At 69.2% G+C, this 21,341-nt stretch carries 23 protein-coding genes and 2 pseudogenes; 6 read left to right on the top strand and 19 right to left on the bottom strand.

What is annotated here, in order from left to right:
* Positions 1–66 precede the first annotated feature (66 nt).
* The 5 genes from LGI35_RS01285 to LGI35_RS01265 form a co-directional block, all read right to left on the bottom strand.
* Positions 67–336 carry a hypothetical protein gene (locus tag LGI35_RS01285; protein WP_227291735.1) on the bottom strand — a complete coding sequence of 90 codons (270 nt, stop codon included), beginning with the start codon at positions 334–336 and terminating at the stop codon, positions 67–69.
* A gap of 363 nt (positions 337–699) precedes the next feature.
* Positions 700–993, bottom strand: a complete 294-nt coding sequence (locus LGI35_RS01280; RefSeq protein ID WP_227291734.1) for a hypothetical protein — start codon at positions 991–993, stop codon at positions 700–702.
* Positions 993–1,283, bottom strand: coding sequence for a hypothetical protein (locus LGI35_RS01275; RefSeq protein ID WP_227291733.1), 291 nt, complete (start codon positions 1,281–1,283; stop codon positions 993–995). The genes LGI35_RS01280 and LGI35_RS01275 overlap by 1 nt, the downstream gene beginning before the upstream one ends.
* Positions 1,284–1,425: 142 nt before the next feature.
* Entirely contained in the window at positions 1,426–1,809 is a 384-nt protein-coding gene (locus LGI35_RS01270) for a hypothetical protein (RefSeq protein WP_227291732.1), read from the bottom strand.
* Between the two features lie 347 nt (positions 1,810–2,156).
* On the bottom strand, positions 2,157–2,558 hold the full coding sequence (locus LGI35_RS01265) for a hypothetical protein (RefSeq protein ID WP_227291731.1): 402 nt from the start codon (positions 2,556–2,558) through the stop codon (positions 2,157–2,159).
* A 489-nt stretch (positions 2,559–3,047) separates the two neighbouring features.
* Here LGI35_RS01265 and LGI35_RS01260 point away from each other — a divergent pair, with 489 nt between their 5' ends.
* Positions 3,048–3,479 (top strand): sugar nucleotide-binding protein, encoded by a 432-nt coding sequence (locus LGI35_RS01260; protein ID WP_264484652.1) that lies wholly within the window; start codon positions 3,048–3,050, stop codon positions 3,477–3,479.
* Here LGI35_RS01260 and LGI35_RS01255 read toward each other — a convergent pair.
* The gene (locus LGI35_RS01255; protein WP_227291730.1) at positions 3,412–4,029 is read right to left on the bottom strand and encodes a TetR/AcrR family transcriptional regulator; all 618 of its coding nucleotides are present in this window, start codon (positions 4,027–4,029) and stop codon (positions 3,412–3,414) included. The genes LGI35_RS01260 and LGI35_RS01255 overlap by 68 nt on opposite strands.
* A gap of 55 nt (positions 4,030–4,084) precedes the next feature.
* Here LGI35_RS01255 and LGI35_RS01250 point away from each other — a divergent pair, with 55 nt between their 5' ends.
* Complete coding sequence (locus LGI35_RS01250) at positions 4,085–4,546, top strand: SRPBCC family protein (RefSeq protein ID WP_227291729.1); 462 nt, start codon at positions 4,085–4,087, stop codon at positions 4,544–4,546.
* Between the two features lie 182 nt (positions 4,547–4,728).
* Here LGI35_RS01250 and LGI35_RS01245 read toward each other — a convergent pair whose 3' ends face one another.
* A complete protein-coding gene (locus LGI35_RS01245; RefSeq protein WP_227291728.1) occupies positions 4,729–5,001 on the bottom strand; it encodes a hypothetical protein in 273 nt (90 codons plus the stop codon).
* Between LGI35_RS01245 and LGI35_RS01240 the strand changes: the two genes are divergently transcribed.
* A complete protein-coding gene (locus LGI35_RS01240) occupies positions 4,922–5,473 on the top strand; it encodes a CHAD domain-containing protein (protein ID WP_341483335.1) in 552 nt (183 codons plus the stop codon). The two genes, LGI35_RS01245 and LGI35_RS01240, sit on opposite strands and share 80 nt — an antisense overlap.
* A gap of 549 nt (positions 5,474–6,022) precedes the next feature.
* Here the strand turns inward: LGI35_RS01240 and LGI35_RS01235 are convergent.
* From LGI35_RS01235 to LGI35_RS01215, 5 genes and pseudogenes are all read right to left on the bottom strand, one after another.
* Positions 6,023–6,778: an alpha/beta hydrolase family protein gene (locus LGI35_RS01235; RefSeq protein ID WP_227291726.1), complete on the bottom strand. Its 756-nt coding sequence runs from the start codon at positions 6,776–6,778 to the stop codon at positions 6,023–6,025.
* Between the two features lie 198 nt (positions 6,779–6,976).
* Positions 6,977–7,471, bottom strand: a pseudogene (locus tag LGI35_RS01230) (transposase); the annotation flags it as partial.
* Positions 7,472–7,773: 302 nt separating this feature from the next.
* A complete protein-coding gene (locus LGI35_RS01225; RefSeq protein ID WP_423835669.1) occupies positions 7,774–8,733 on the bottom strand; it encodes a PDR/VanB family oxidoreductase in 960 nt (319 codons plus the stop codon).
* Positions 8,730–8,999, bottom strand: a complete 270-nt coding sequence (locus tag LGI35_RS01220) for a hypothetical protein (protein WP_323182888.1) — start codon at positions 8,997–8,999, stop codon at positions 8,730–8,732. The genes LGI35_RS01225 and LGI35_RS01220 overlap by 4 nt, the downstream gene beginning before the upstream one ends.
* A complete protein-coding gene (locus tag LGI35_RS01215) occupies positions 8,996–10,063 on the bottom strand; it encodes an aromatic ring-hydroxylating oxygenase subunit alpha (RefSeq protein WP_227291725.1) in 1,068 nt (355 codons plus the stop codon). The genes LGI35_RS01220 and LGI35_RS01215 overlap by 4 nt, the downstream gene beginning before the upstream one ends.
* A gap of 679 nt (positions 10,064–10,742) precedes the next feature.
* Here LGI35_RS01215 and LGI35_RS46505 point away from each other — a divergent pair.
* Positions 10,743–10,898: a hypothetical protein gene (locus tag LGI35_RS46505; RefSeq protein ID WP_423835668.1), complete on the top strand. Its 156-nt coding sequence runs from the start codon at positions 10,743–10,745 to the stop codon at positions 10,896–10,898.
* A 48-nt stretch (positions 10,899–10,946) separates the two neighbouring features.
* Positions 10,947–11,416 (top strand): annotated as a pseudogene (locus LGI35_RS46500) (IS200/IS605 family accessory protein TnpB-related protein); the annotation flags it as partial.
* A 270-nt stretch (positions 11,417–11,686) separates the two neighbouring features.
* Here the strand turns inward: LGI35_RS46500 and LGI35_RS01205 are convergent.
* The 6 genes from LGI35_RS01205 to LGI35_RS01180 all read right to left on the bottom strand — a co-directional run bounded on the left by LGI35_RS01205 (position 11,687) and on the right by LGI35_RS01180 (position 18,985).
* Positions 11,687–12,499 carry an IclR family transcriptional regulator gene (locus tag LGI35_RS01205; RefSeq protein WP_227291724.1) on the bottom strand — a complete coding sequence of 271 codons (813 nt, stop codon included), beginning with the start codon at positions 12,497–12,499 and terminating at the stop codon, positions 11,687–11,689.
* 223 nt (positions 12,500–12,722) lie between these two features.
* Entirely contained in the window at positions 12,723–13,178 is a 456-nt protein-coding gene (locus tag LGI35_RS01200; RefSeq protein ID WP_227291723.1) for an aconitase X swivel domain-containing protein, read from the bottom strand.
* Complete coding sequence (locus LGI35_RS01195; RefSeq protein ID WP_227291722.1) at positions 13,175–14,476, bottom strand: aconitase X; 1,302 nt, start codon at positions 14,474–14,476, stop codon at positions 13,175–13,177. The genes LGI35_RS01200 and LGI35_RS01195 overlap by 4 nt, the downstream gene beginning before the upstream one ends.
* Before the next feature lie 10 nt (positions 14,477–14,486).
* Entirely contained in the window at positions 14,487–15,776 is a 1,290-nt protein-coding gene (locus LGI35_RS01190; protein WP_227291721.1) for an FAD-dependent oxidoreductase, read from the bottom strand.
* Between the two features lie 30 nt (positions 15,777–15,806).
* A complete protein-coding gene (locus LGI35_RS01185) occupies positions 15,807–17,501 on the bottom strand; it encodes a dihydroxy-acid dehydratase domain-containing protein (RefSeq protein ID WP_227291720.1) in 1,695 nt (564 codons plus the stop codon).
* Between the two features lie 65 nt (positions 17,502–17,566).
* The gene (locus LGI35_RS01180) at positions 17,567–18,985 is read right to left on the bottom strand and encodes an MFS transporter (protein ID WP_227291719.1); all 1,419 of its coding nucleotides are present in this window, start codon (positions 18,983–18,985) and stop codon (positions 17,567–17,569) included.
* Positions 18,986–19,138: 153 nt separating this feature from the next.
* Here LGI35_RS01180 and LGI35_RS01175 point away from each other — a divergent pair, with 153 nt between their 5' ends.
* Positions 19,139–19,312, top strand: coding sequence for a hypothetical protein (locus LGI35_RS01175; RefSeq protein WP_227291718.1), 174 nt, complete (start codon positions 19,139–19,141; stop codon positions 19,310–19,312).
* A gap of 159 nt (positions 19,313–19,471) precedes the next feature.
* On the opposite strand, the gene LGI35_RS01170 is transcribed toward LGI35_RS01175, so the two are convergent.
* Positions 19,472–20,428, bottom strand: coding sequence for a LysR family transcriptional regulator (locus LGI35_RS01170; protein WP_227291717.1), 957 nt, complete (start codon positions 20,426–20,428; stop codon positions 19,472–19,474).
* Positions 20,429–21,341 lie beyond the last annotated feature (913 nt).

The following is a 21,341-nucleotide window of genomic DNA, read 5'->3' as shown; positions in this document are numbered from 1 at the left end:
TGGTCTTCGTTTTTCCGTTGGCGAGCAATCGTTCCACGTGGTTCTGGAGGTGGGTGTCGAGGCGGTTCAGGAACTTGCCTCGGTGTGTGTAGTTGTGCGGCGTCGGTGGTTCAGCGGGATGCCGTTGTTGTGGTGGACGGACTGCGCTCGGACCATGCCGCCCTGCAGATCCATCACCAGCGCTCTCGACACCAGATGGTCGCAGGCCGCGGCGATGTCGTGCTCGCTGGAAGCTCGGTCGCGGACGTCGTCGGCGGTCAACAAGCCCGCGTACAGGCTCAACCCGATCCCGCCCACGGCCATCGTCTGCCATAGCCGGCGCCAACCCGCACGCATGATGTTCCCTCGTCGATCCCCTTCGCAGCGGCAGCCACGTCGGTCACCGAGCGTAGAGGGGGTGCGTCTGAGCACTGCAGTTGGCTCGACAGACTGCCGAGGCCTGCGGTGCAACACCTACAGAAGCCGGCGCCGCAGGCCGTCGAGCGTAATCGCACGATCGCCTCTTTGCTGCGCCGCCGCTACTGCCGCACCGAAGTCGGGCCGTTGGCAGACCGATCGTGCCCCGGGTTGTGAGTGGCCCCCAGTACGGGTGGAGTTCTTCTGCAGTACCCGCCGCAGGAGACCACCGGCGCACCAACGTCGCGCTCGGGGCTCGCGGAGCCTGCGCCGAGTGGGGCTCTGCCGTGGGTTCTCCGTGTGTCAGATCTGGTCCGCGAGGCGCACGTAGTCGTAGTAGAGAGGGTCCCCGTCCTCGTCCACCGGGTACTCGTAGCTGCTCTGGTTGGCGAGGACGACCCTCAGCTCCGGCAGCTCGTCGAAACCGAGGTCGTTCTCGGTGATCTCGTGGCGCCGCTCTGCGGACAGCTCGAAGAGGTCCACACTCGGGGTGCGGAAGACGTCGAGGCCGTCGAGGAGCACTCGCACGTCGGCGTCCTCGTCGAGGAACCGGAACAGCTCCACGCCGCTCGGCGCGCCCTTGGTGAAGCCGAGCATCACGTCAGGCCGGACGCGTCGTGCTTGAGCAGGATCTGCCCGGGCTCCGGATCACTGGAGGCGACCCGCAGCAGCCCCCACGCCTGGACCGCGTCGCGCGTCTCCTGCGCCGGCATGCCGAGCCGCAGCGGCCCGACACCGACCAGCGGCAGTAGTTCCGGTTCCATGTTCCGTCCTTCGCGATTCTCGATGCTCTGATAGGACTCCGTTGTTTTGTAGTGGATCTTGCTGGTTGATGTCTGGTCCGGGGTAGGGGCTGGTGGCAGGTGGTGCAGATGCCGGTCCAGCATTTCAGGAGTCTTGGAGTGCATCGAGGGGCAGTTCGGACCACTCGGTGACGAGGACGGCGGCGTCGGTGAGGGCTTCTTCGATGGTGGGCCGGGGGTGGGCCTGGTCCCAGGGGTACATGCCGGGCTGGGGGCGGCCGGTCGACTACGGGGCCGCCGCGCGGAGGATGGCCAGAAGGGCCCGGGCGGGCGGGGTGTCCGCGTCGAAGAACTGTGTGGCCAGCGCGGAGGGCACGGTCAATCCATGCATGCGAACCTCGTGGCAGTTGAAACAGAACGCTGCCTCGAACAGCACCGGTCCGAGAGACTCCTCGTACGCCCGGATGCTCCAGCCCGGCGAGAAGCCGCAACGGTGCTGCTCGCTGCCGGGCAAGGTCTGAATCAACGTCAGGACATCGGTGGCCTCGCTCCCGACCCAGTGGGCGACCGCCCTGCCGGGGTAGGGAGCGCCCCGCTTGGCGGGGAGGGCTGAGATCCTGACGACCTCGATCAGCTCGGTGGCGACAAGGCTTTCGGCGGGGAGCTGCATGTGAAAAGTCTGGCCGCTGTGCCGTTCGACAGCTATGGCATTTCGCGGGTGGAGACCTCTCTCGTGAAAAGCACAGGTGCAGAGCTGGAGGAAAGCTGGTGCTTGAAGGGCGCCGCCTTCATCGAGCAGGCGCAGCAGCTGCGCCTACTCCTCGCCCAACCGGGCTCGAGCCGCTGTTTCGCCGGCGAGCCCGGCCTGCTGCTCGTGCTCCGGGTCGCACTGCTCGCCTGCTGCACAACCGGTCTCGCCGCGCGGCCTTGCGCTGACCGCAGGTCAGGCTCCTGCATGAGTTGTGGGTTCGCTGTTCGTCATCAGAAACGAACAGCACAACACGGCCGCACCTGCGGTCAAGGGGCCGGGAAGCTGAGCGTCGCGTTGCCGGTGATGTACTCGTCGTCGTCGGCCTTCGTCAAGGTGAAGTAGTAGGTCCCGTTATCAGGCGCGTCGAAGTACGCGCGCCGGCCTACACGGCACGTGAGCGTGTGGCCTTCCAGCTTTGTGTCCTGGCCGAACCTTTCCCGCACGAGGAGGGCGTGGAAGGACCGCTGAGCACGGCACTTCGTGAAGAGGATGGACACCTTGCCCCTCTTCTGCTTCCAGGTCTGCGTGTCCATCCGGTACTTGAAGGCGAAGGACACCTTCTTCTCAGCGGCCGCGGCGGGACCGGCCTGGCTCAGTGCCAGGGCCAGGGCGCAGAAGACGGCTGCTGTTGCCCGCGCAACTCGTCGCCGGGTGGTGGTCTGAAGCATGCGAGTTGTCCCCTATCTAGCGTGAGTGCATGAATCACAACTTTTTCAGGGATTTGAGCAATTCCCTATCCCCTGTGCGAGGGACGCACCGAGCCGGGAATCACCGCGTACGTAGTCAGCTCCGCGAACGCCGTCCCCTCCTATCACCCGAGCACCGGAGTGACTGTCTTCACCGTTGGGCCGGCGGGGTTACGGTGACGCGCATGACCGTTCTGATCGTCGGTGGCTGCGGCTTCCTGGGTCCGAACTGATTCGGCAAGTGAGGAAGGCGGGGCACACGGCCGTCGCGACGTACGCGACCGGGCGGGGCCGCTCATCCCCAACCGCGTGGTGCCTCCTCGATCTGCGGGACGCGGGAAGGATGGATGCCGTCATGACCGACGTGAATCCAGCCGTGGTCATCAACGCATCGAGCGGCGGGGCCGACTGGGCGGTTACTGCACAAGTGCTCTTCGGCTCGCGATCGTCGCGGCGAAGCACGGAACCCGCATGGTTTACGTGTCGAGCGACGCGGTGTTCTCAGGTGCGGGCCAGGTCCACTACGACGAGTCCGCTCTCCCGGAGACCATCACCCCGTACAGCGTAGCCAAGGCCGCGGCCGAGACCGAAGTTTTTGCGGTGCACCCGAAGGCCGTTGTCGCCCGAACGTCGCTGATCATCGGGCACGGGAGTGAAGAACTCCAGGGCGAGGTCAAAGGCACCACGGGAGCCGCGACGAGCGTAGAGCAACCACTGAGTACCAGCGCTCCTGTCACGTACCGCTTCAACCGCATAGGGAGCCAAAGGAAACAACGCCTTGGCCCCGCGTTCAGCTGCCGTCGGTTCCGTGGCGATCGAGCCAGAAACGGATGTCCTAGGGGAGGGACTCCGGGCTCGCTTCGCCGTAATACAGCCGGAGGAAGTCCTCCATCGCCGCGTTGACGCCCTCGCGGTCACCGGTGGCGAGCAGGTCGAGCAGCAGACCGCGGACGGTGGCGAGTCCCAGCCTGGCGCGGTTCCGGGCCACAGGAGGGTCCGCCCCTGTGGCGACCTCGGCAGCCACGAGCGGCTCCAGCCAGTCGTTTACGAGCCCTTCGAGGAACGGGGCAGCCTCGGGACGGCCTCGCAGCGCCCACCCGTAGATTTCGAAGAAGAGCCGCTCTTGACCCGCCAGTTGAGGGGCCGTCAGCTGCTGCCAGAGGAGACGGGCAGCATCGACGGGCAAGAGACCTGGCTCCAGCCGCAGCCGGGACAGTAGATCGCGTTGACGCTGCTCCGACGTCCGGACGATCTCGACGAGCAGGTGTTCCTTGGAACCGAAATAGTGGATCAGCATGCGGTGACTGACACCGATCGCGGCGCCCAGGCCGCGCAGACTCAGGTCTGCGATGCCGTGTGCCGCGACATAGTCGACGGCCGCGTTCACCAATTGAGCGCGCCGGTCCCCGTCCTTGCCGGGCGCTGCCTCGCCCTCGGGATCTGAGCCGACCATATCCACCACCTCACGAGCGTACCAATTGGTACATGCCCTGTGTACCGTGTGGTACATGAAGTCTGTCACCGTGTCGATCGACGTACCGCAGACGCCCGAGCAGGTCTACGACTTCCTCGATGTCATGGCTCACCACGAGCGATTCACCGACCACTACCTGACCGACTGGCGCTACAGCGGCCCCGGCCGCGGCATCGGATCGTATGCCACGGTCACAGCCGCGCTGGGCGGCAAGAAGACCGACGTCGCCATCGAGGTCGTCGAGGCAGACCCGCCGCGGCGCATCGTCGAACGGAACGTCAGCGCGGCCGGCCGACGCCTGGCCCACGGCATCTACACCATCGAGCCGCTGCGAACCGGCGGGAGTCACGTGTCGTTCACGTACGCCTGGGCCCACACCCCACTCGCCGACCGCCTGCTGGCACTCGTCGTCCGGGCCACGATACGACGCGCCAACCGGACGGTGATGCGACGCCTGGCCACCGAGTTGGCTCGCACGTCCGCTGACGGATCCTGACGTCGGTACATGTCGGCACTTCTTTCCGACGAAGCTGCGCACAGGCGTCTCATGAGACATGGCTGAGTCTGCAGAACGACGGAGATCGCACGGTCTGATTCCCCAAGCGGGCCGACGCCGCGTGAGTTTCGTGGTGGTTGCGTATCCGCACGCCCACGTGGAGGAAGTCGCATCCGGCGGGCTCAGTCGCCGCGCTTGCGTAGCCCCGCGGCCGCCAGCACCACCGTCGGCACCGACACCAGCACAGCCCATCCCAGGCGCCGTGTCTGGAACGAGGCGCACGTCGACTCGGCCCCCTTCTCCATCGACCCGTAGTTGGGGCTCCATTCGGTGCCGAGGACGGAGTGGCACTTGGAGAGCGGATAGCCCGAGCTGATGTCGGGTGCGCTGGTCAGCAGCCAAAGGATCACACCGAACCCGGCGCACGCGAGAAGCCATATGAATGGTCTGGTCATACGTCGCCTGCGCAGCTGTTTGCGCTTGTACCGATCCGTTCTGGACCGCGAGGTCACAGACGCGATCCGAGGGGATCTGAAGTGGCTGGCCGGCGAGCTGGGCGCAGAACGCGATCAGGAAGTGCTGATGGTGCGTCTCAGCCGGGGCGTCAAAGCCCTACCCAAAGAACTCGTCCTCGGCCCCGTCTCGGAACGGCTACAGGCGTGGAACGTCGCTCGCGGCTCCGAGTCCCACCAGCGCAGTCTCGACGCCCTGGGCTCGCGCCGCTACCTGGCCCTGCCCGATTCCCTCGCCGCGCTCGGGCAGCAGCCACCGCTGCGCGCCAAGGCCGGCAAGGCGGCGGACAAGGTCATGGCCAAGGCAGTCCTCAAGGAGTTCGACCGCCTGGCCCAGCGCATGGCCCCCGCTCTGGACCTGCCACCGGGGAGCGGATTATCCGGGGCCGTTTGGTCTGCCGTGGCGGGAGGGTAAACGCCCGTACGGGCACAGCGCGTTGAAGACTGTGGCGGCCTGCCTGAAGGGCTTCTACCTCCACCTGGGCACAAGGTGAAGCACCCTGAGGCCGCGCAGCACGTCGACGAGGCCCAATCCGGACTCTCGTGGCACGGCGACGAGCGGCGTGAACAACAGCAGCCTGCGGATCTGACGATCGACCGCGGCGGTGCGGACGCGACCTTCCCGGCGGCTAGTTCGGATCACCGGGCGGGCCAGAGGAAGGTGCCCGCGACGGGCAGAGCGTGGCCGTCTTCTCGTAACGGGTGGCGATGCCGCGCCACTGCTTCGGGCGGTTGACGCACCGCCCGACGGTGCTGCGCTGCTTGTATGCCTCGCGGTCGAAAGCAGCGGCCTGTCCCTGCCGCGCCGCATTCGACGGCGATGGCGGAGCTGGCCGACTGGGACCGGAATGACGGTGCGTGGGCTCCGTTCACTTCAAAACCCCAGCGGGTGCCTGCCCATGCGAGGGCTGATCGGTGCACTGCGGCAGCGGAGACCATCACACGGCGGCGTGAGGCCGTGTGGTCAGGGGCGTGGCTCGCCGAGGTACTGGTCGGCCCAGGCGCTGATGATGTGCGCGGCCCGCTGTGCCTGCCCGCGTGCGGTCAGCAGGTGGTCCGCGCCTTCGAGGGAGATGAAGCTGCGGGGGTGGCGGGCCTCTTGGAAGATTTCCGCGGCGTTGTCGATGTCGACGGTGGAATCGGTGGGGGAGTGCGCGACCAGGAGCGGCAGGTTCAGCTCGCCGATCCGGTCGCGCAGGTGGGCCTTGCGGACGTCCTCGACGAATGCGCGCTTGAGGACGAGGGTGCGCCCGCCGACGAACCACTGGTGAGAGCCATCGCTGAGTACGCGGTCCAGGACCGAGTCATACTGCCGCTCGACGTGGCTCGGGTCGACGGGCGCGGCGATGGTGGCCAGTGCGCGCAGGCCGGGGATCTCGCCAGCGGCGGCGATGGCGGCGGCGCCGCCCCAGGAGTGCCCCACCAGCAGGTCCACAGGGGTGCCGCGCTCGGCCATGAAAGCCGCGGCGCGGATCGTGTCCTGTGTTTTGACGGTGAAGGACCCGTCTCCCCAGTCGCCGTCGGAGTCGCCGATGCCCAGGTTGTCGAAGCGCAGCATGCCGATGCCTTCGCGGGCCAGCTGCTTGCTGACGCGGGAGGCGGCCGGCGAGTCCTTGCCGAGGGTGAAGCCGTGCGCGAAGAGTCCCCAGCCGCGGACTTCGCCTTCCGGCAGGTCGATCACTCCGGCCAGTTCGGGGCCGACGACGCTCGGGAATGTCACTTTTTCTTTCATCTGTCGTGCTCACCTAGGCAGGAACTGATCGGGGGACAGAGGCGAGAGTGGCACCGGCCGGTGCCACCGCGAGCCGGTGAGCAGCATGCCACGCGTTGCTCACCACTTTCGACAGGCCAGACGCTAACCCGGCAGGGGAGGAACCCGGAGTGTCTGCGACTGGGCCTCTCGGGCCCGGCGGTGGACGCCCCGGGCGATCGCGCGACAGGAGACCCAGACGGCCAGGAGTAATCCGAGGGTGTCTGCGCTGATGTGGCGCTTGCGACCTGCGAATTTCTTGCCGGCATCAATGCCCTGGCCGGTCGCGGGCACGTTCGCGGAGGTCTTCACACTCTGCGCGTCCAGCACGCATGCAGTTGGCTCGCCGTCGGGGACTTCGGCCTCGCGCACCAGGCGACGCAGGAGACCGTTGAGTTGGTCGAAGACGCCTTCTTTCTGCCAGGCGGCGAAGTGGCCGACCGTTTCCCACGGCGCGAAGTCATGTGGCAGACATCGCCAGGGAATGTCGGTGCGGTCGACGTAGAGGACGGCATCCATGATGCAGCGCAGGTCATGCTCAGGCGGTCGGCCAATGGTCAGGCCCTTGCCTCTGCGCTCGGCCCGCCGAGTGGAGAGCGTGGGTTCGATCAGTTCCCAACGTGCGTCGGAGAGGTCGCTGGGATACGGACGGCGTCGTGTCATGTTTCGGGTAGCGTCGAGTAGGCGGTCCCCCCCCAGGACGCAAGCAGGTTCAAGCGGGGGCGCGTTGGGAGCAGACAAGAGCGACCGGTGAGAATCGGCCCCTCGGGAGATGACACCAGTCCCATACGTCACATCGGACTGCTCTGCCTCTGGCGGCTCTCGCCAGCTCGCACCCGGAAGCCGCGGCAAGCGCGGCTTCCGGGGCGGGTTCAGCGGATGGCCTGCTCCTCGCTGCGCGCGGCGGAAGGTCCCGGCCGGAATCCGGCGGGACCTTCGTCGTTCCGTGGCTGCGGTGACCGCCGTCAGCGTTCGAGGACCAGCCTCGAGCAGCCGGGGACGGCCCGGGAGACGCAGACGAACATCACATCGTTGGCCGCTCGCTCGTCGGGCGTCAGCAGGACGTCGCGGTGGTCGATCGTGCCCGACAGGACGCCGGTCTCGCAGGTGCCGCAGGTGCCTTCCCGGCAGGAGGAGAGGACCTCGATGCCGGCCTCCTCCATCACGTCGAGGATCGATTTGTCGGCAGGCACCTGTAGAACCTGTCCGGAGTCGGTCAGCTCAACCTCGAAACCCTCAAAGACGGCGTCCGGGTCGGCCTCGAGCGCCGTGAACCGTTCGGTGCGCAGCGTGCCGGACGGCAGGGGCGTGCACACGGACTCCAGGGCGTCGAGGAGTGGCGCCGGCCCGCAGCAGTAGATCGGCGCGCCGTCCGGACGGCCTGCGACGATCCCGGCCAGGTCGAGGTGTCCGGTCTCGTCCTGCGGGCGGACGACGACGCGGTCGCCGTGGCGCGCCACAAGGTCGTCCACGAAGGCCATCGAGCCCCGGGTGCGGCCACCGTAGTAGAGCCGCCAGTCGGCACCGGCTGCGTCGGCCGAGGCGAGCATCGGGAGGATCGGCGTGATGCCGATGCCGCCCGCCACGAAGACGTATGCGGCCGCCGGCTCCAGCTCGAAGTTGTTGCGCGGACCGCGTGCCTTGATCGGATCGCCCACGCCGAGCTTGTTGTGGACGTGCGCCGAACCGCCGCGGCTTTCCGGCTCGCGCAGCACGGCGACCTGCCAGCTGCTGCGGTCGTCTGGATCGCCGCACAGCGAGTACTGCCGCACCAGCCCGTCGTCGAGCAGCAGGTCGATGTGAGCCCCGGCGGACCAGGCAGGCAGCTCGGCCCCGTCGGGGCTGCGCAGTTCGAGTAGCCGGACGTCCGTGGCGGGCTCCGTGGCGGCCGCGACGACCAGCTCCAGCTCGATCTCAGTGTTCACGCGTCCACCAGCTCCGGCTCGGGGTCGGGTACGGCGGAGTCGGTCCGGCCGCCGCCGTGCGTGTCCGGGTGCGCCAGGAGCCACTCCCACAGGGCGATGGGGTCGGTGTCCTCGTGGGCGGTGCCGCACCAGCAGTAGCCGACGAGCACGTCGGTGTTGAGCTTCCACACCACCCGGTAGACGGTCCGCCCTTTGAGCATCTTGGTCGGCGCCGGCAGGTCCGCGCGCATGGGGGCGGCGGGACCGGCCTGGTTGGGGCTGCTCATGGCGCGGTCACCGCCTTCGCGGCGGCCGTCCTCTCCTCGCCCTGGGCGACCAGCTTGGTGAGGATCCGGCGGGCGGCCAGGGCGCCGGTGTCGATGTTGATCGACAGCTCCTGGTAGTTCTCCTTCTCGCCCTCGACAACCTTTTCGAGCAGGTCGAGCGCGACGACGTCCTGCATGACCACCGTGTGGTTGTTGGTCGCGAGGAACTCGGTGACCTCCTCGTCGTCGAGGGCGAAGTCACGCGAGACCATCCAGAAGTCCAGGGTCTCGTGCTCGGTCGACGGGGTGATCCCGTAGGTCACCTCTACGTGGAAGGCCTTGTCGTCCGGGCCCTCCTCCGGCGGCAGGACGCCGGCCGGGGCGATTCGGCTGTGCAGCAGGTAGAGGCACGGCGCGTGGTACTCGACGTCCTGCCAGCGGGTGATCCGGCCATCGATGCCCGTGGACTTGGAGTAGAACGGCGGGCACTCGGCGTCGTCCATGTGGCGGCTCACGTAGACGACGTTGGCGTCCTCGTCGACCTCGGTCGTGATCGGCGTCTCGGCGACCTCCGGCGTGCCGATGTAGCCGCCGTGGAGGTAGGTCTCGTGGGAGAGGTCCATCAGGTTGTCGACCAACAGGCTGTAGCGCGCCTTGAGCGGCTCCATGCCGCGGACGACCGTGTAGTCGGGCGAGTCCAGCCACGGCGCCCGCGGGATCAGCGCCTCGTCGGCCAGTTCCTGGTCACCGATCCAGACCCACACCAGCGAGTCCTGCTCGCGGACCGTCCAGGCGGGGACGCGGGCCGTGCGCGGGATCCGCTTCTGGGCCGGTGCGGCGACGCAGGCGCCGGTCTTGTCGTAGGTGAAGCCGTGGTAGCCGCAGACGATCTGGTCGTCCTTGAGGTGGCTGAGCGACAGCGGGTACCGGCGGTGCACGCACCGGTCGGCCAGCGCGACGACCTCGCCCTCGCCGGTCCGGTAGAAGACGAGCGGCTCTCCGCAGATCGTGCGTCCGAGCAGGCCGTCGCCGATCTCTTCACTGTAGGCGGCGACGTACCACTGGTTCACAGGCCAACTGGGCATCGGTGTCTCCTTGTGTGCATCTCGCCGGCCGAACCCCGTCCGGGGTCCGGTGCGATGACCGGGTTGCCTCACGTTGACCGACGCGGCCCTCTGCGGCCCAGGGCACTTCCGATGTACGGAAGGAAAGGAATTTCAGCGTGCTCTTGCGAGGAACCCTGGGGGTTCACCCCCCCGGGAGGAATCGCATCCTGTGGTGGCGATGCGCAGCATCGCCGCGGCAACGGGCGCGGAGCGCCCGCAGGAAACCGGGCCGCAGCGCCCGGCGAGGAATGTGCACTGTTCGAATGCCGGTACGTCGGGCGGCGGGTAGCGTCACGGTCGTGAAGTTGACCGTGCAGGTGAAACTGCTGCCGACGCCCGTGCAGGCGGCGGCACTTGAGGAAACCCTGCATGCCTGCAATCAGGCCGCGACCTGGGTGTCCCAGGTGGCGTTCGAGAAGGACATCAAGCGCGCGACCTCCCCCTGCGTGAGCACACCTATACGGCGGTCAAGGACCGGTGGGGGCTCGGAGCGCAGGCGGCCCAGCACGTCATCAAGAAGACCTGCGACGCCTACCGCACGCTCAAGGCGAACCTGAAGGCGGGGAACCTCGGCAGGCCCTCCTCCAAGTGCTACCGGCGGGCGGTCGAGAGACCGATCGCTTTCCGGCCGGAGGGCGCGCAGCCGTATGACGACCGGATGCTGTCCTGGCAGTACACGCAGCGCACGGTGTCGATCTGGACCCTGCCGGGCCGGATGAAGAACGTGGCGTTCACCGCCGCCCCCGAGCATGTGGCGCGCTTGGCCCTGTGCCGCAGGGGCGAGTCCGATCTGCTGTTCCGCGACGGCATGTGATTCCTGATCGCTACCTGCGAGGTCCCCGAGGCCGAACTCAACACCAACGTGGTGGAGTTCCTGGGGGTCGATCTGGGGATCGTGAACATCGCGACGACCTCGGACGGTCAGATCATGGCCGGGCGCCGGCTCAACCGTGGGCGTCTGCGCGAGCGCATCCTGCGTCAGAAACTCCAGCGTAAGAACACCCCGTCCGACAGACGCAGGTTGAAGAAGCGGCGCCGTAAGGAGGCGGGGCGGGCGCGGGACATCAACCACAAGATCGCGAAACATGTGGTGGCCGAGGCAGAACGCACCGGTCGCGGAATCGCCCTGGAAGACCTCACCGGCATCCGCGCACGGGTACGGCTTCGCAAGCCCCCCACCCTCCACTCCTGGGCTTTCGCCCAGCTCGGCCAGTTCATCGCGTACAAGGCCCGCAAGGCGGAAGTGCCGGTGGTGCACGTCGATGCGGCTTACACCTCCCTCACCTCGCCGAATGTGGGCACATTGACAAGGCGAACCGGGTCTGTCCGGCCCGTTTCGTATGCCGGTCCTGTGGTGTCGTTGCACACGCGGACTGGAACGGCTCCCGCAACATCCGCCACCGTGCGGAAGAGTTGTGGCGATGCGGGGTGCAGTCAAACGTCCCAGACCCGCCCCCGAACACCGGGCGTGGGACAGGACGCAAACGCAGCGCCACAGCCAGTGGCGCCCGTTGTGCAAGCCCGGGACTTCCGTCCCGGGTGGTTGACCTCGCGCCCGATGGGCTCTCAGCTCGCGTCGCGCGGGCCCTCAGCCCACGGACCTCAGCCCGCGTCCAGCAGACGCCGGCCACGGGTCTGCCGGGTGGGTTCCCAGCCCAGGGCGCGGGAGATGCTGCGGCTCGCCGCCTGTACCGCGGGGGTCAGCGCCGTCGGGGTGAGGGGGCCGTCGGAGCGGACCACGACAGAGAGCGCCGCCACCACCTCGCCGCCCGCGCCACGCACGGGGCAGGCGACTGACAACGCGTCCTCGGTCACCTGACGGTCGCTGAGGGCCGACCCGGCGCCACGCACTTCGGCGAGCATCTTGCGGAGCACCGCGGGGTCGGTGACGGTGTACGGCGTCCAGCGCCGCATCGGCTCGGCCAGCACCCGCTCCTGGACCTCCCGAGGAGCGTGTGCCAGCAGGACGAGTCCGACGCCGGTGGCCGGCAGGGCGAAGCGCCCGCCGACCTTGGTGAGGACCCGGATCGCGCCACGGCCGGTGATGCGCTCCACGTAGACGACCTCGAGCCCCTCGCGCACGGCCAGCTGCACGTTCTCGTGGGTCGCCTCGTAGAGGTCCTCCATCGCGGGTAGCGCGGTCTCCCGCAGGGCGAGCCCGCGGGGCGCCGCGCACGCCGCCTCCCAGAGCCGGAGTCCGATCTGGTAGCCGCCGTCGGCCTCTTCCAGCGCGCCCCACTCGATGAGGTCGGTGACGATGCGGTGGGTGGTCGTGAGGGAGAGGCCGCTGGCCCGGGACAGCTCGGAGAGGGTGAGCCGCGGGCGGGCGGCGCCGAAAGCGCCCAGCACGTCGAGTGTGCGGACGCTGAGGGAACGGGCGTCGCGCCCGCCCGTCGCTGCGCTTTTACCAGGCACCGGCGGCTCCGGGATGCTCGGGCTCCTGGCGGGAGACCGCCGGGAGCAAGGCGCGCCCGATCGTGTACCGGCGGGCGCGGGGCGATATGAGGGCTACCGTACGGCCCGCCCAGGTCGCCGGGGCGGCCTGGGCCGAGGGTGTCCGACCGGTCACCCGCGCCTCGGGGGCCGTCACCGGTGAAGTCGGTGACGGCCCCCGAGCCGCGGGCGGGGCGCGGACTCGTCACCGCGGATGATCTGACCGCGGCCACGGGCCGTGCACCACCACCAGCCCGTTGTCGGCGTCGACCTCGACGCGGTCGCCGGTCGCGATCCTGGCGACCGGGTCGTCGTCGAGCTCGGTCACCGTGGGGACGCGGGTCACGATCGCGCCCAAGGCGGCCTTGGTGGTCAGGTTGGTGAAGACCATCGCCAGCGGCGCGGTGCCCATGAGGCGGGTCGACTGGAAGAAGCCGGACCAGCCCGAGGAGCCCTTCGCCCCCGGGAAGACCAGCACCTTGCCGGTGAAGCAGACGCCGTAGAGCTCGTGCCTGCGCTCGACGATGGTGCCGGTGGCCGGATCGATCCCGCCCCAGCCGGAGATGGTCTCGTGGGAGACCAGGGCCTCGCCCTCGACGCGCCCCGGCACGATGCCGCGGCCGCGGAGCACAAGCCGCCGGGGTTCTGCGACGCTGGTCATCGGACCACCGCCGCGGGGGCCAGCGAGCCGCGCCAGCGGCCGGTCACGGCGGCGTCGACGCACTCCTCGGTGGTGCCGAACCAGGCCTCGATGCCGAGGATCGCCGGCAGGTAGTGGGCCTGCTTGGCCGAGTCCGTGGCGAACACCTTGGTGCCCGCCGGCGCCACCCGCGACATGGCCGGGCAGGAGTCGGTCAGGACCCGTCCCCCCGCGCCCTCGATGGTGGCCGTCCACCCGTTGCGGTCCGCGACGGAACGCAGCGCGCGCGGCGTCATGACCCACAGTTCGGTCCCGGCCGACAGGGTGCGGCCCTCGAGCGCCCGCGCGACCCGGCCGATCTGCTCGAGCGAGGCGTGCGGGCAGCCGATCAGCACGAAGTCGACGTCCTCGCTGTTCCCGATGGAGTTGAGCGAGTCGTACATTGCGCGGCGCTCCGCCTCGCCGTAGTGCAGCGGCTCGGGCGGGGCGGCGCCGCCGAAGGCGGCCTCCAGGGTCGGCGCGTCGGGTGTGCGTCCAGGGATGTGGTACATCTCGACGCCGCCCGAGGAGGCGGCGGCCGCACCGAAGTGCTTCAGGTCCGCCAGGTCGGGCTGGCCGAGGTCGCCGACCATGACCGGCCGTGCCTCCATGACGGCGTCGCCGACGAAGTAGCCGAACATGCCCCAGTCCTGGAAGCCGGTCATCCGCAGCCCGGACTCGATCAGATGGGTGCCGTACCGGTTCTCCACCAGGTGGTTGCCCCAGCAGGGGATCCGGCCGGTGATGCTCGCCGACCCGGTCGAGGCGCCCCCTTCGCAGTTGGTGCGCGCGCCGAGGACCGAGTTGGCGTACACCACCGCCGAGGACTCCATCCAGGCGACGTGCTCGCCGTAGGTCGGCAGGTTGCCCACCTGGTACGGAGTGCACGTGGCCAGGACGTTGACGCCCTTGGAGCTGTAGAACGACTCGGCGTCGGCCTGCAGCTCGATGTTGCGCTCGGAGTACGGCATGATCCCCAGGGCGTCGTTGCCGAAGCCGTGCTGGAGCTGGCAGGTCGGCACCTTCATCTGCGGCACCGTGATGTCGTCGTCGCAGTCGAGGCTGATCACCGCGAACGCCTTCGACCAGCCGCCCTCCTCGAACAGCTTCGTCTTGGCGGGCGAGGGCTGGGTGTTGGTCCCTGCCACATTGCGTGTCTCGCACAGGTGCTCGGCGCCCAGGGCGTCGGCGTACCTGATGAGCAGGTCCATCGCCGCCGCGACGGCGTCGCCGTCACGGCCGTCGCGCATGGCCTTCTCTTCGTCGGTCAGAGCGACCATCGGCTCCTCCTCAGTCCTCGACGTTCTCACGGACGCGGTCGCGCAGCGCCCCGAGGTCGACCTGGTGGACGTCCTCGCCCAGGGTCAGGTCGAGGGCGTGCGCGGCGGCGAGGCCCATCGCCGAGCAAGGGCCCATCACCCGGACGCTGGAGAGGGCGGCGGCGTCCCCGTCGACACAGCGGCCCGCAGCCACGAGGTTGTGCGCCTGCGGCGAGAGCATGCTGCGCAGCGGGACGTAGTGGGCGTGGTCGGGGCCGAAGGTCTCCCATACGTAGCCCTCGACCCGGTCGTGCAGCTCGACCGGCCAGGCCGTGCGGGCGATGGCGTCGTCGAACTTCGTCTCCTGCCGTACCTCATCGAGGGTCAGCTGGTGGGAGGCGGCGAGCCAGCGGGCCTGCCGTCGCCCCGGGAATCCGTAGGCCTGGACCTTGGCGTTCTTGAACGCCTTCGGGAACTCCTGCCGGAGGAACTTCACGACCCGGTCCGCCTGGGCGCGGCCGCGCAGCTGCGCGTCGGCGGCCTCGACGGCGGTCAGCGGAGCCTCGACGTGGGTCATGTTCATCACCGCGGTGTCGCGGCCCGGGAAGAAGAACGCGAGCCCGTCGCGGCGGACGAGGCCGTACTCGCCGGCCTTCTCGTCGACCCGGGCCACCAGCTCGGCGGGCTCCGGATTACCGGACTCGTCGAGTCCCTCCAGGCGGATCTGCTGGGAGCCCCAGACGGTACGGTCGGGGACCTGGCAGGGCAGCCCCGCCTCCCAGGCGAGCGCAGCGTCGCCGGTCGCGTCGACGACACCGCGGGCGGTGACGCTCACGGGGCCGAAGCGGGTGGCGAAGTCGACCCGCTCGATGACGCCGCCCTCGATCCCCACGCCGCTGACGGAGGCGCCGAGGACCACCCGGATGCCGAGCTCCTGGACGATGTTCTCGAACCAGCGGCCGAGGGCCACCTCGTCGTAGACCACCGTCTGGGTGTGAGTACGGCGGTAGTAGATGTCGTTGGTCTTCTCCATCGCCTCGAAGAGCTCGCCGAAGATCCCGTAGGTCAGCTGGCGGTAGTCGGGCGCGTTGCCGTAGATCCCGCAGAAGAGCCCGATCATCGAGTTGACGCACTGGCCGCCGAGGACCGGGAGCGCGTCGACGAGGACGACGTCGCGGCCGAGGCGGCGCGCCTGGATGGCCGCCGAGAGGCCGGCGATGCCGGCACCGACGACGAGGATGTCGGCGTCGAGCCGTTCGGCCGGATGGTCGGCCGGCTTGGTGACCGTGTGGACGACGAGATCGGAAAGAGCGTGGGGCATGGTGTCGTTCGTCTTTCTTGAGAGCGTTGGTCAGTTGGCGGCGGTCCGGCGCAGCGTGGCGCCCCGGTCGAGCGGCTCCACGGCGTCGGCGTACACGCCGAGCCAGGAGCCGGGCCGCGCCGGCCAGGTCTGCGGCGCGCGTGTTTCGGCGTACGCCTCGATCCGGCGGTTCAGCGCTTCGTCGTCGATCAGCAGGTCGACGGTCCGGTTCGGGACGTCGATCGCGATCTCGTCACCGGTGCGGACGACGCCCAGCGGGCCAGGCACGCCTGCCTCGGGCGAGATCTCGCCGACGACGATGCCCTTGTTGACGAGCCCCGAGAGCTGCCCGTCGGTCACGAACGCCACCTGCTCGCTCAGGCCGGCGCCGTTCAGCGCGAAGACCACGTTGGAGGCCATCCCCATCCCCGGTGTTCCGGTGACGCCAAGACCCCGCAGCACGAGGACCTCGCCCGGCAGCACCTCGCCGCGCTCGATCGCCTCGGTAGCCTCGGGCGCTGCCTCGAAGACACGCGCCGTGCCGCGGAAGGTGCGGGCCCGGTTCTCCGTCACCGACAACTTCACGATGCCGGAGTCGGGGCACAGGTTGCCGCGCATCAGGACGATGGTGGACTCGGCGCGCATCGGCTCGGCGCGGATCACCTCCGCGTCGACGGGGGCGCCGGCGACGGCCTCGGCCATCGGCTTGCCCGTGACCGTCATGGCCGAGCCGTCGATCCTGTCGCCGAGCTGCCGGAGCACGCCGCGAGCGCCGCCCGCGGCGTCGAACTCGTCGATCGTCGTGGGCCCGTTGGGCTGGACCGCCGCGATCGGCCCGACCTCCCGCCCGATCTCCTCGAAGAGCCGGTGGACATCGATGTCGTACGGCGACTCCGCGGCGATCGCCTCCAGATGCTTGACCGCGTTGATCGAGCCGCTGACCGCGATGACCGCCGTCACCGCGTTGCGGAACGCGGCGGGGGTCATCACCGTGCTGGGGCGCCGGGCCGCCTCGATCGCCGCCATGACGACCGGGCCGGCGGCCTTCGCGGCCGCCCACATCGTCTCGCTGTTGGCCTGGGTCGGGGCGGAGCCGGGCAGCGCCATCCCGAGCGCCTCGGCGACGATGTGCATGGTGTTGGCGGTGCCCATCCCCTGGCAGACGCCGGGGCCGGTGATGGCGCGGTCGGACATCTGGCAGAGGTCGTCGAAGCTGATGGCGCCCGCGGCGAGCTTGCCGGCGTCGACGAAGACCTCCTCGATGTCGACACGGCGACCGTTGTCGAGGACACCGCAGCTCTGGTATCCGCAGGCGACGATCACGGTGGGGACGTCGGTCCGCGCGGCCGCCATCAGCTGGCCGGGCGTCGTCTTGTCGCACGACGCCAGGCAGATCATTGCGTCGAGCTTCGCGCCCTCGACCACCGACTCGATGTCGTAGGACACCAGGTCGCGGCCCGAGAGCACATATCCGCCGCCCCGGCCGGCGGCCATGCTGAAGTCCGTCGGCGCGACGGTGCGGATCTCGAAGCCCAGCCCACCGGCGTCGTACACCGACTGGCGGACGGCCTCCGCGACCTTGTCGAGGTGGGCGAAGCACGGCGCCAGCCCGGAGGAGGAGTTGACGATGGCGATCTTGGGCCGACGGATCTCCTCGTCGTTGTAACCCAGCGCCTTCCACTGCGTGCGGGTCGTCGCCCAGCGGGAGGACCCGATCGGATGGTTGCTCCGCAGCTCTGTGGACACCGCTTGACTCTTTCCTGGTTGTTGCTGGTGGTTCTGTGCGAAGTGACTGAGGCGGGCGTCCGTCATCAGGAGGTGGCCGCCATCTTCACCGGCGCCACGCCGGTCGTGGGTGTCTCCACGGAGATCGCTCCCTCGGCCTCGGCCGGCAGCCGACGCTGGACCCGGCCGAACACGAACAGCACCACCACCATCACGGCCGGGCAGACCGCGAACACGGTGAACGCGCCTTGTGCCCCGAGACCGGCGTCGAGGATGACACCGCCGAGCCAGGGACCGACCATCGCGCCGATCTTGGCGACCGAGGACGCCCAGGCGGCGCCGTTGGCACGGATCGCCGTCGGGTAGAAGGTGCCGGCGATGCTGGTGATACCGCCATGGCCGCCGTTGACGAACATCTTGGCGCCGATGACGAAGGCGATGTAGAAGGCCGGGGCGAGAGCTCCGCTGCCCAGCGTCACCATGCAGACGACGGCTGCGAGCGGCATCCACAAGATGATGCCCGCGCCCTTGCGGTCGACGAACCGGCTGATGAACAGCTGCGCGACGGCGCCCGCGACGCTCGCCAGGGCGGCGATGGTGGCGGCCGCGCTCACGCTGAAGCCCATCCGCTCGTTGATCATCGGGGTCCAGAAGACCAGGAAGTAGATCAGCGCCGAGGAGAGGAGGTAGACGACCCACAGCAGGGGAGTGATGGCGGCGAGGTGGCCGCGGAAGAGCTGGGCGGGGGTGAACCGCTTGCCCGAGTGCGCCTGCTCCTGGGCCTCGGTGGTGAAGCGGGTCCCGGGCTCGATGGACAGGCCCGGCTGGAAGCGGCTCAGGATGCGGGAGATGCGCTCGTCGCTGTCGGGGCGGGCCTTCAGCGCCAGGAACTTCACCGACTCGGGCAGCAGCGGCAGCACCGCGAGGACGGTGAGCAGGGAGCAGACACCGCCGACGACGAACACCGATCGCCAGCCGTAGTCGGGGATCAGCCAGTTGGAGACGGGACCGCCGGCGGCGCCGCCGAGCGTGTAGCCGCACATGATGATGGAGACGGCGGTCACCCGGAACCGCTTCGGCGCGTACTCGGCCGCCAGGGCCCAGGTCAGCGGGAGTACGCCGCCGAGGAAGAGCCCGGATATGAAGCGCAGGGCGACCAGGTGTGCGTAGGTGTCCGCCTGGGCGAAACCGAGCATGAAGACGCCGAATCCGGCGACCGACACGATGATGGTGGGACGGCGCCCCATCCGGTCCGCCAGATAACCCATGATCAGCGCACCGATCATGGTGCCGAAGAGGCCGACCGTGCCCAGGGTGCCGAGCTGGGTCTCGGTGAGCCCGAAGTCCTTCTTGAGGTAGGTGGCGGCGAACGACAGGATCTGGAAGTCGAAGCCGTCGAGGAAGGTGATCAGACAGCAGACCGCGTACATCAACAGCCAGCGGCGGTTCGCTCGCTGGCGCTCGATGATCGGGGCCAGTTCCACGAGGTGTGGTGTGGCGCTCATGGACGTCTCCTCATCGTTGAGGGGAGGGCGGGGCGGGGTGCGGGGTCAATGCGGGCCGTGGCGATGCCCTGGCCGGCGTCGACGCTGCCCCGGTCCCCGGTTCGGATGACAGTCAGCGGGTCCCGGTCCGTACCGGTCACGGTGAGGACGCGGGTGACGACCGCGCCGGGCGCGGCTGTTGCGGTCATGGCCGCGAAGACCATGCCGAGGGGTGCGGCGCCGACGAGCCGGGTCGCCTGGAAGAAGCCCGCCGCTCCGGAAGAACGGGCCGATCAGGGAGCTCCTCACATGCTCGCCGAGCGTGGGCAGGCCGTCGATCAGATGTGACCTGCGCCATGGTCAGGGCGTGGGGCATCGAGGGCTCCTGTGGAAGGGGTTGTGCCGCGAACGCGGCGCTCACTGCATGCCCCGCACCGTAGGCGGACCGTCTCGCCGGAGGGAATGCCCAGGTCAATAGAGCGTTCGACTGGGAGGTATCAATTCCGTTTATGGTCCGAGGCAGGCCGCCGCCCGTGCCACCAGGTCACGCAGCCAGCTGTGCGCCGGGTCCTCGTCGTGGCTCGCGTCCCACCAGAGATGCTCTTCCAGCGGATCGAGCGATACCGGGCAGGCGAGCGTGCGCAGCCCGTGCGCGGACCTCAGCGGCGCGGCGAGCCGCTCCGGAACGAGCGCCACCCGCCGCGTTCCGGAGATGAAGTCGGGCACGGCCCGGTAGCTCTCCACGCGTACGGCGATCCGTGGCCGGATGCCCAGGGTGCTCAGCTGCCGGGTCGCCGGAGCGGCCGACGGGTAGCCCTCATCCCGGTGGTAGGGCACCACCCACGGCAGCCGTGCCAGATCCTCGATGCCGAACGACTCGGTCCCGCACAGCGGGTGGTCGGCGGACACCAGGCAGACCCACCGGTCCTGGAAGAGCGGAGCCGAGTGGACACCTGGGGTGCGGAAGTGGCCCAGCGGCGGAGAGACCATGGCGTCGACGAGCCGGATCGCGTCGCCCGCGCCACTGCCCAGGGTCTCCCTGATGAGCTGGACGTGGAGCGCCGCATGCGGCGCCTCGCGGTCGAACAGCCTTGACAGCGCGGGGCCGAGGACCGTGGCCTGGTAGTCGGCCATCAGCAGCGTGAACTCCCGCTCGGTGGTGTCGGGGTCGAACGCCCTGCCTGTCGCGAAGAGCCTCTCGGCGGCCGCGCACACGGTCTCGACCTGCCCGGCCAGCTGCGCGGCGAGCGGCGTCAGGACGTAGGCCCCCTGCACCCGGGCGAGCAGCTCGTCCCCGAAATGCCGGCGCAGCCGGGACAGCGCGGCGCTGACGGCGGGCTGGGTGACGCCGAGGTTCCGGGCGGCCCGGGTGACGTTCCGCTCGCGCAGCAGCGCTCGCAGCGTCACCAGGAGGTTGAGATCGAGGTTCGCGAGGTGCGTGGGACGGGACTGCCGTGGGCTCATATGTCCGGGATTCTGCCCCACGCACGCCGGCCTTTTCCAGCCTTCAACCTCCGGGCCGCCTCCGCGACTGCCACCTATGCTGAACTCACTCGGTGACAGGCCTGAGTGATTTCGTCCCGATGCTCCGATACCCACTGCGGGCAGCCTGTGGCTGCCCTTCGACGGTCTGCGTCTTCCAACTCGCGTGCCAGCACGCTGAGGTGGCCTCCCACACGTTGCAGGTCTCCTCCGCGATCTGGTCTCGCTCACCCACAGGAAGGCACGCAGCATGTCGTCCCGGGTTCCCTTACCGATGATTCCGTCGACTCTCGCTGGTGCAAGGACCGGCTGACGCCGGCAGCAGGCTCCGAGTTGGGCTGCGTTGCTCCCGAGGTGCGGGATCGTCTCGTCGTTCGGTTCGGTGCCGATGTGCTCGGTTGGTGTCGGTCACGAGTTCGACTGTGCTCAGTCGTCCGACGGTGGGCGCCAGGGTGATGCGGAGTGTATGACGGCGACGTAGATGGATTTTGCCGCGTTTCCCATGACGGGTCCGTGCGCGGGCATAGGGCGTCTGCCAGTGCGATAGCCCATCAGGCGGCACTGGTCGGTTCCTTGGAAGGCCGCCGTCAGGTGCTGGAGTGCGTTGTGCGTAGCCTGCGCAAGCGCTGCTGTGCCTTCAATATGCGGCACGACCAGCACGAGGCGGCCGTCCTCGCCCCGGGCGCCCGCGATCGTCGCCTGCTGGCATGTCTCGTGTTCACGGCGGCGGTCTGGATACGGAGGCTCGGCAGGCGTGGAGCGCAAGCTCCCTCCGCGCGGCCCGTGGCGGCGGTCCGCCTGCGCGCTGGTTCAGAGCAGGCCGTGGCGCTCTCGCGCCTCGCCGAGGCGGGCGCCGGAAGGTCCTGTTGCCCAGGCCCGGCCAAGCGACGACCGA

Origin of the sequence: Streptomyces longhuiensis, from assembly GCF_020616555.1 — a bacterium.
In the GTDB taxonomy this organism is placed as follows: Bacteria; Actinomycetota; Actinomycetes; order Streptomycetales; family Streptomycetaceae; genus Streptomyces; species Streptomyces longhuiensis.
The sequence above is the reverse complement of the archived record's forward strand: the minus strand, read 5'-3'. Positions and strand labels throughout refer to the sequence as shown.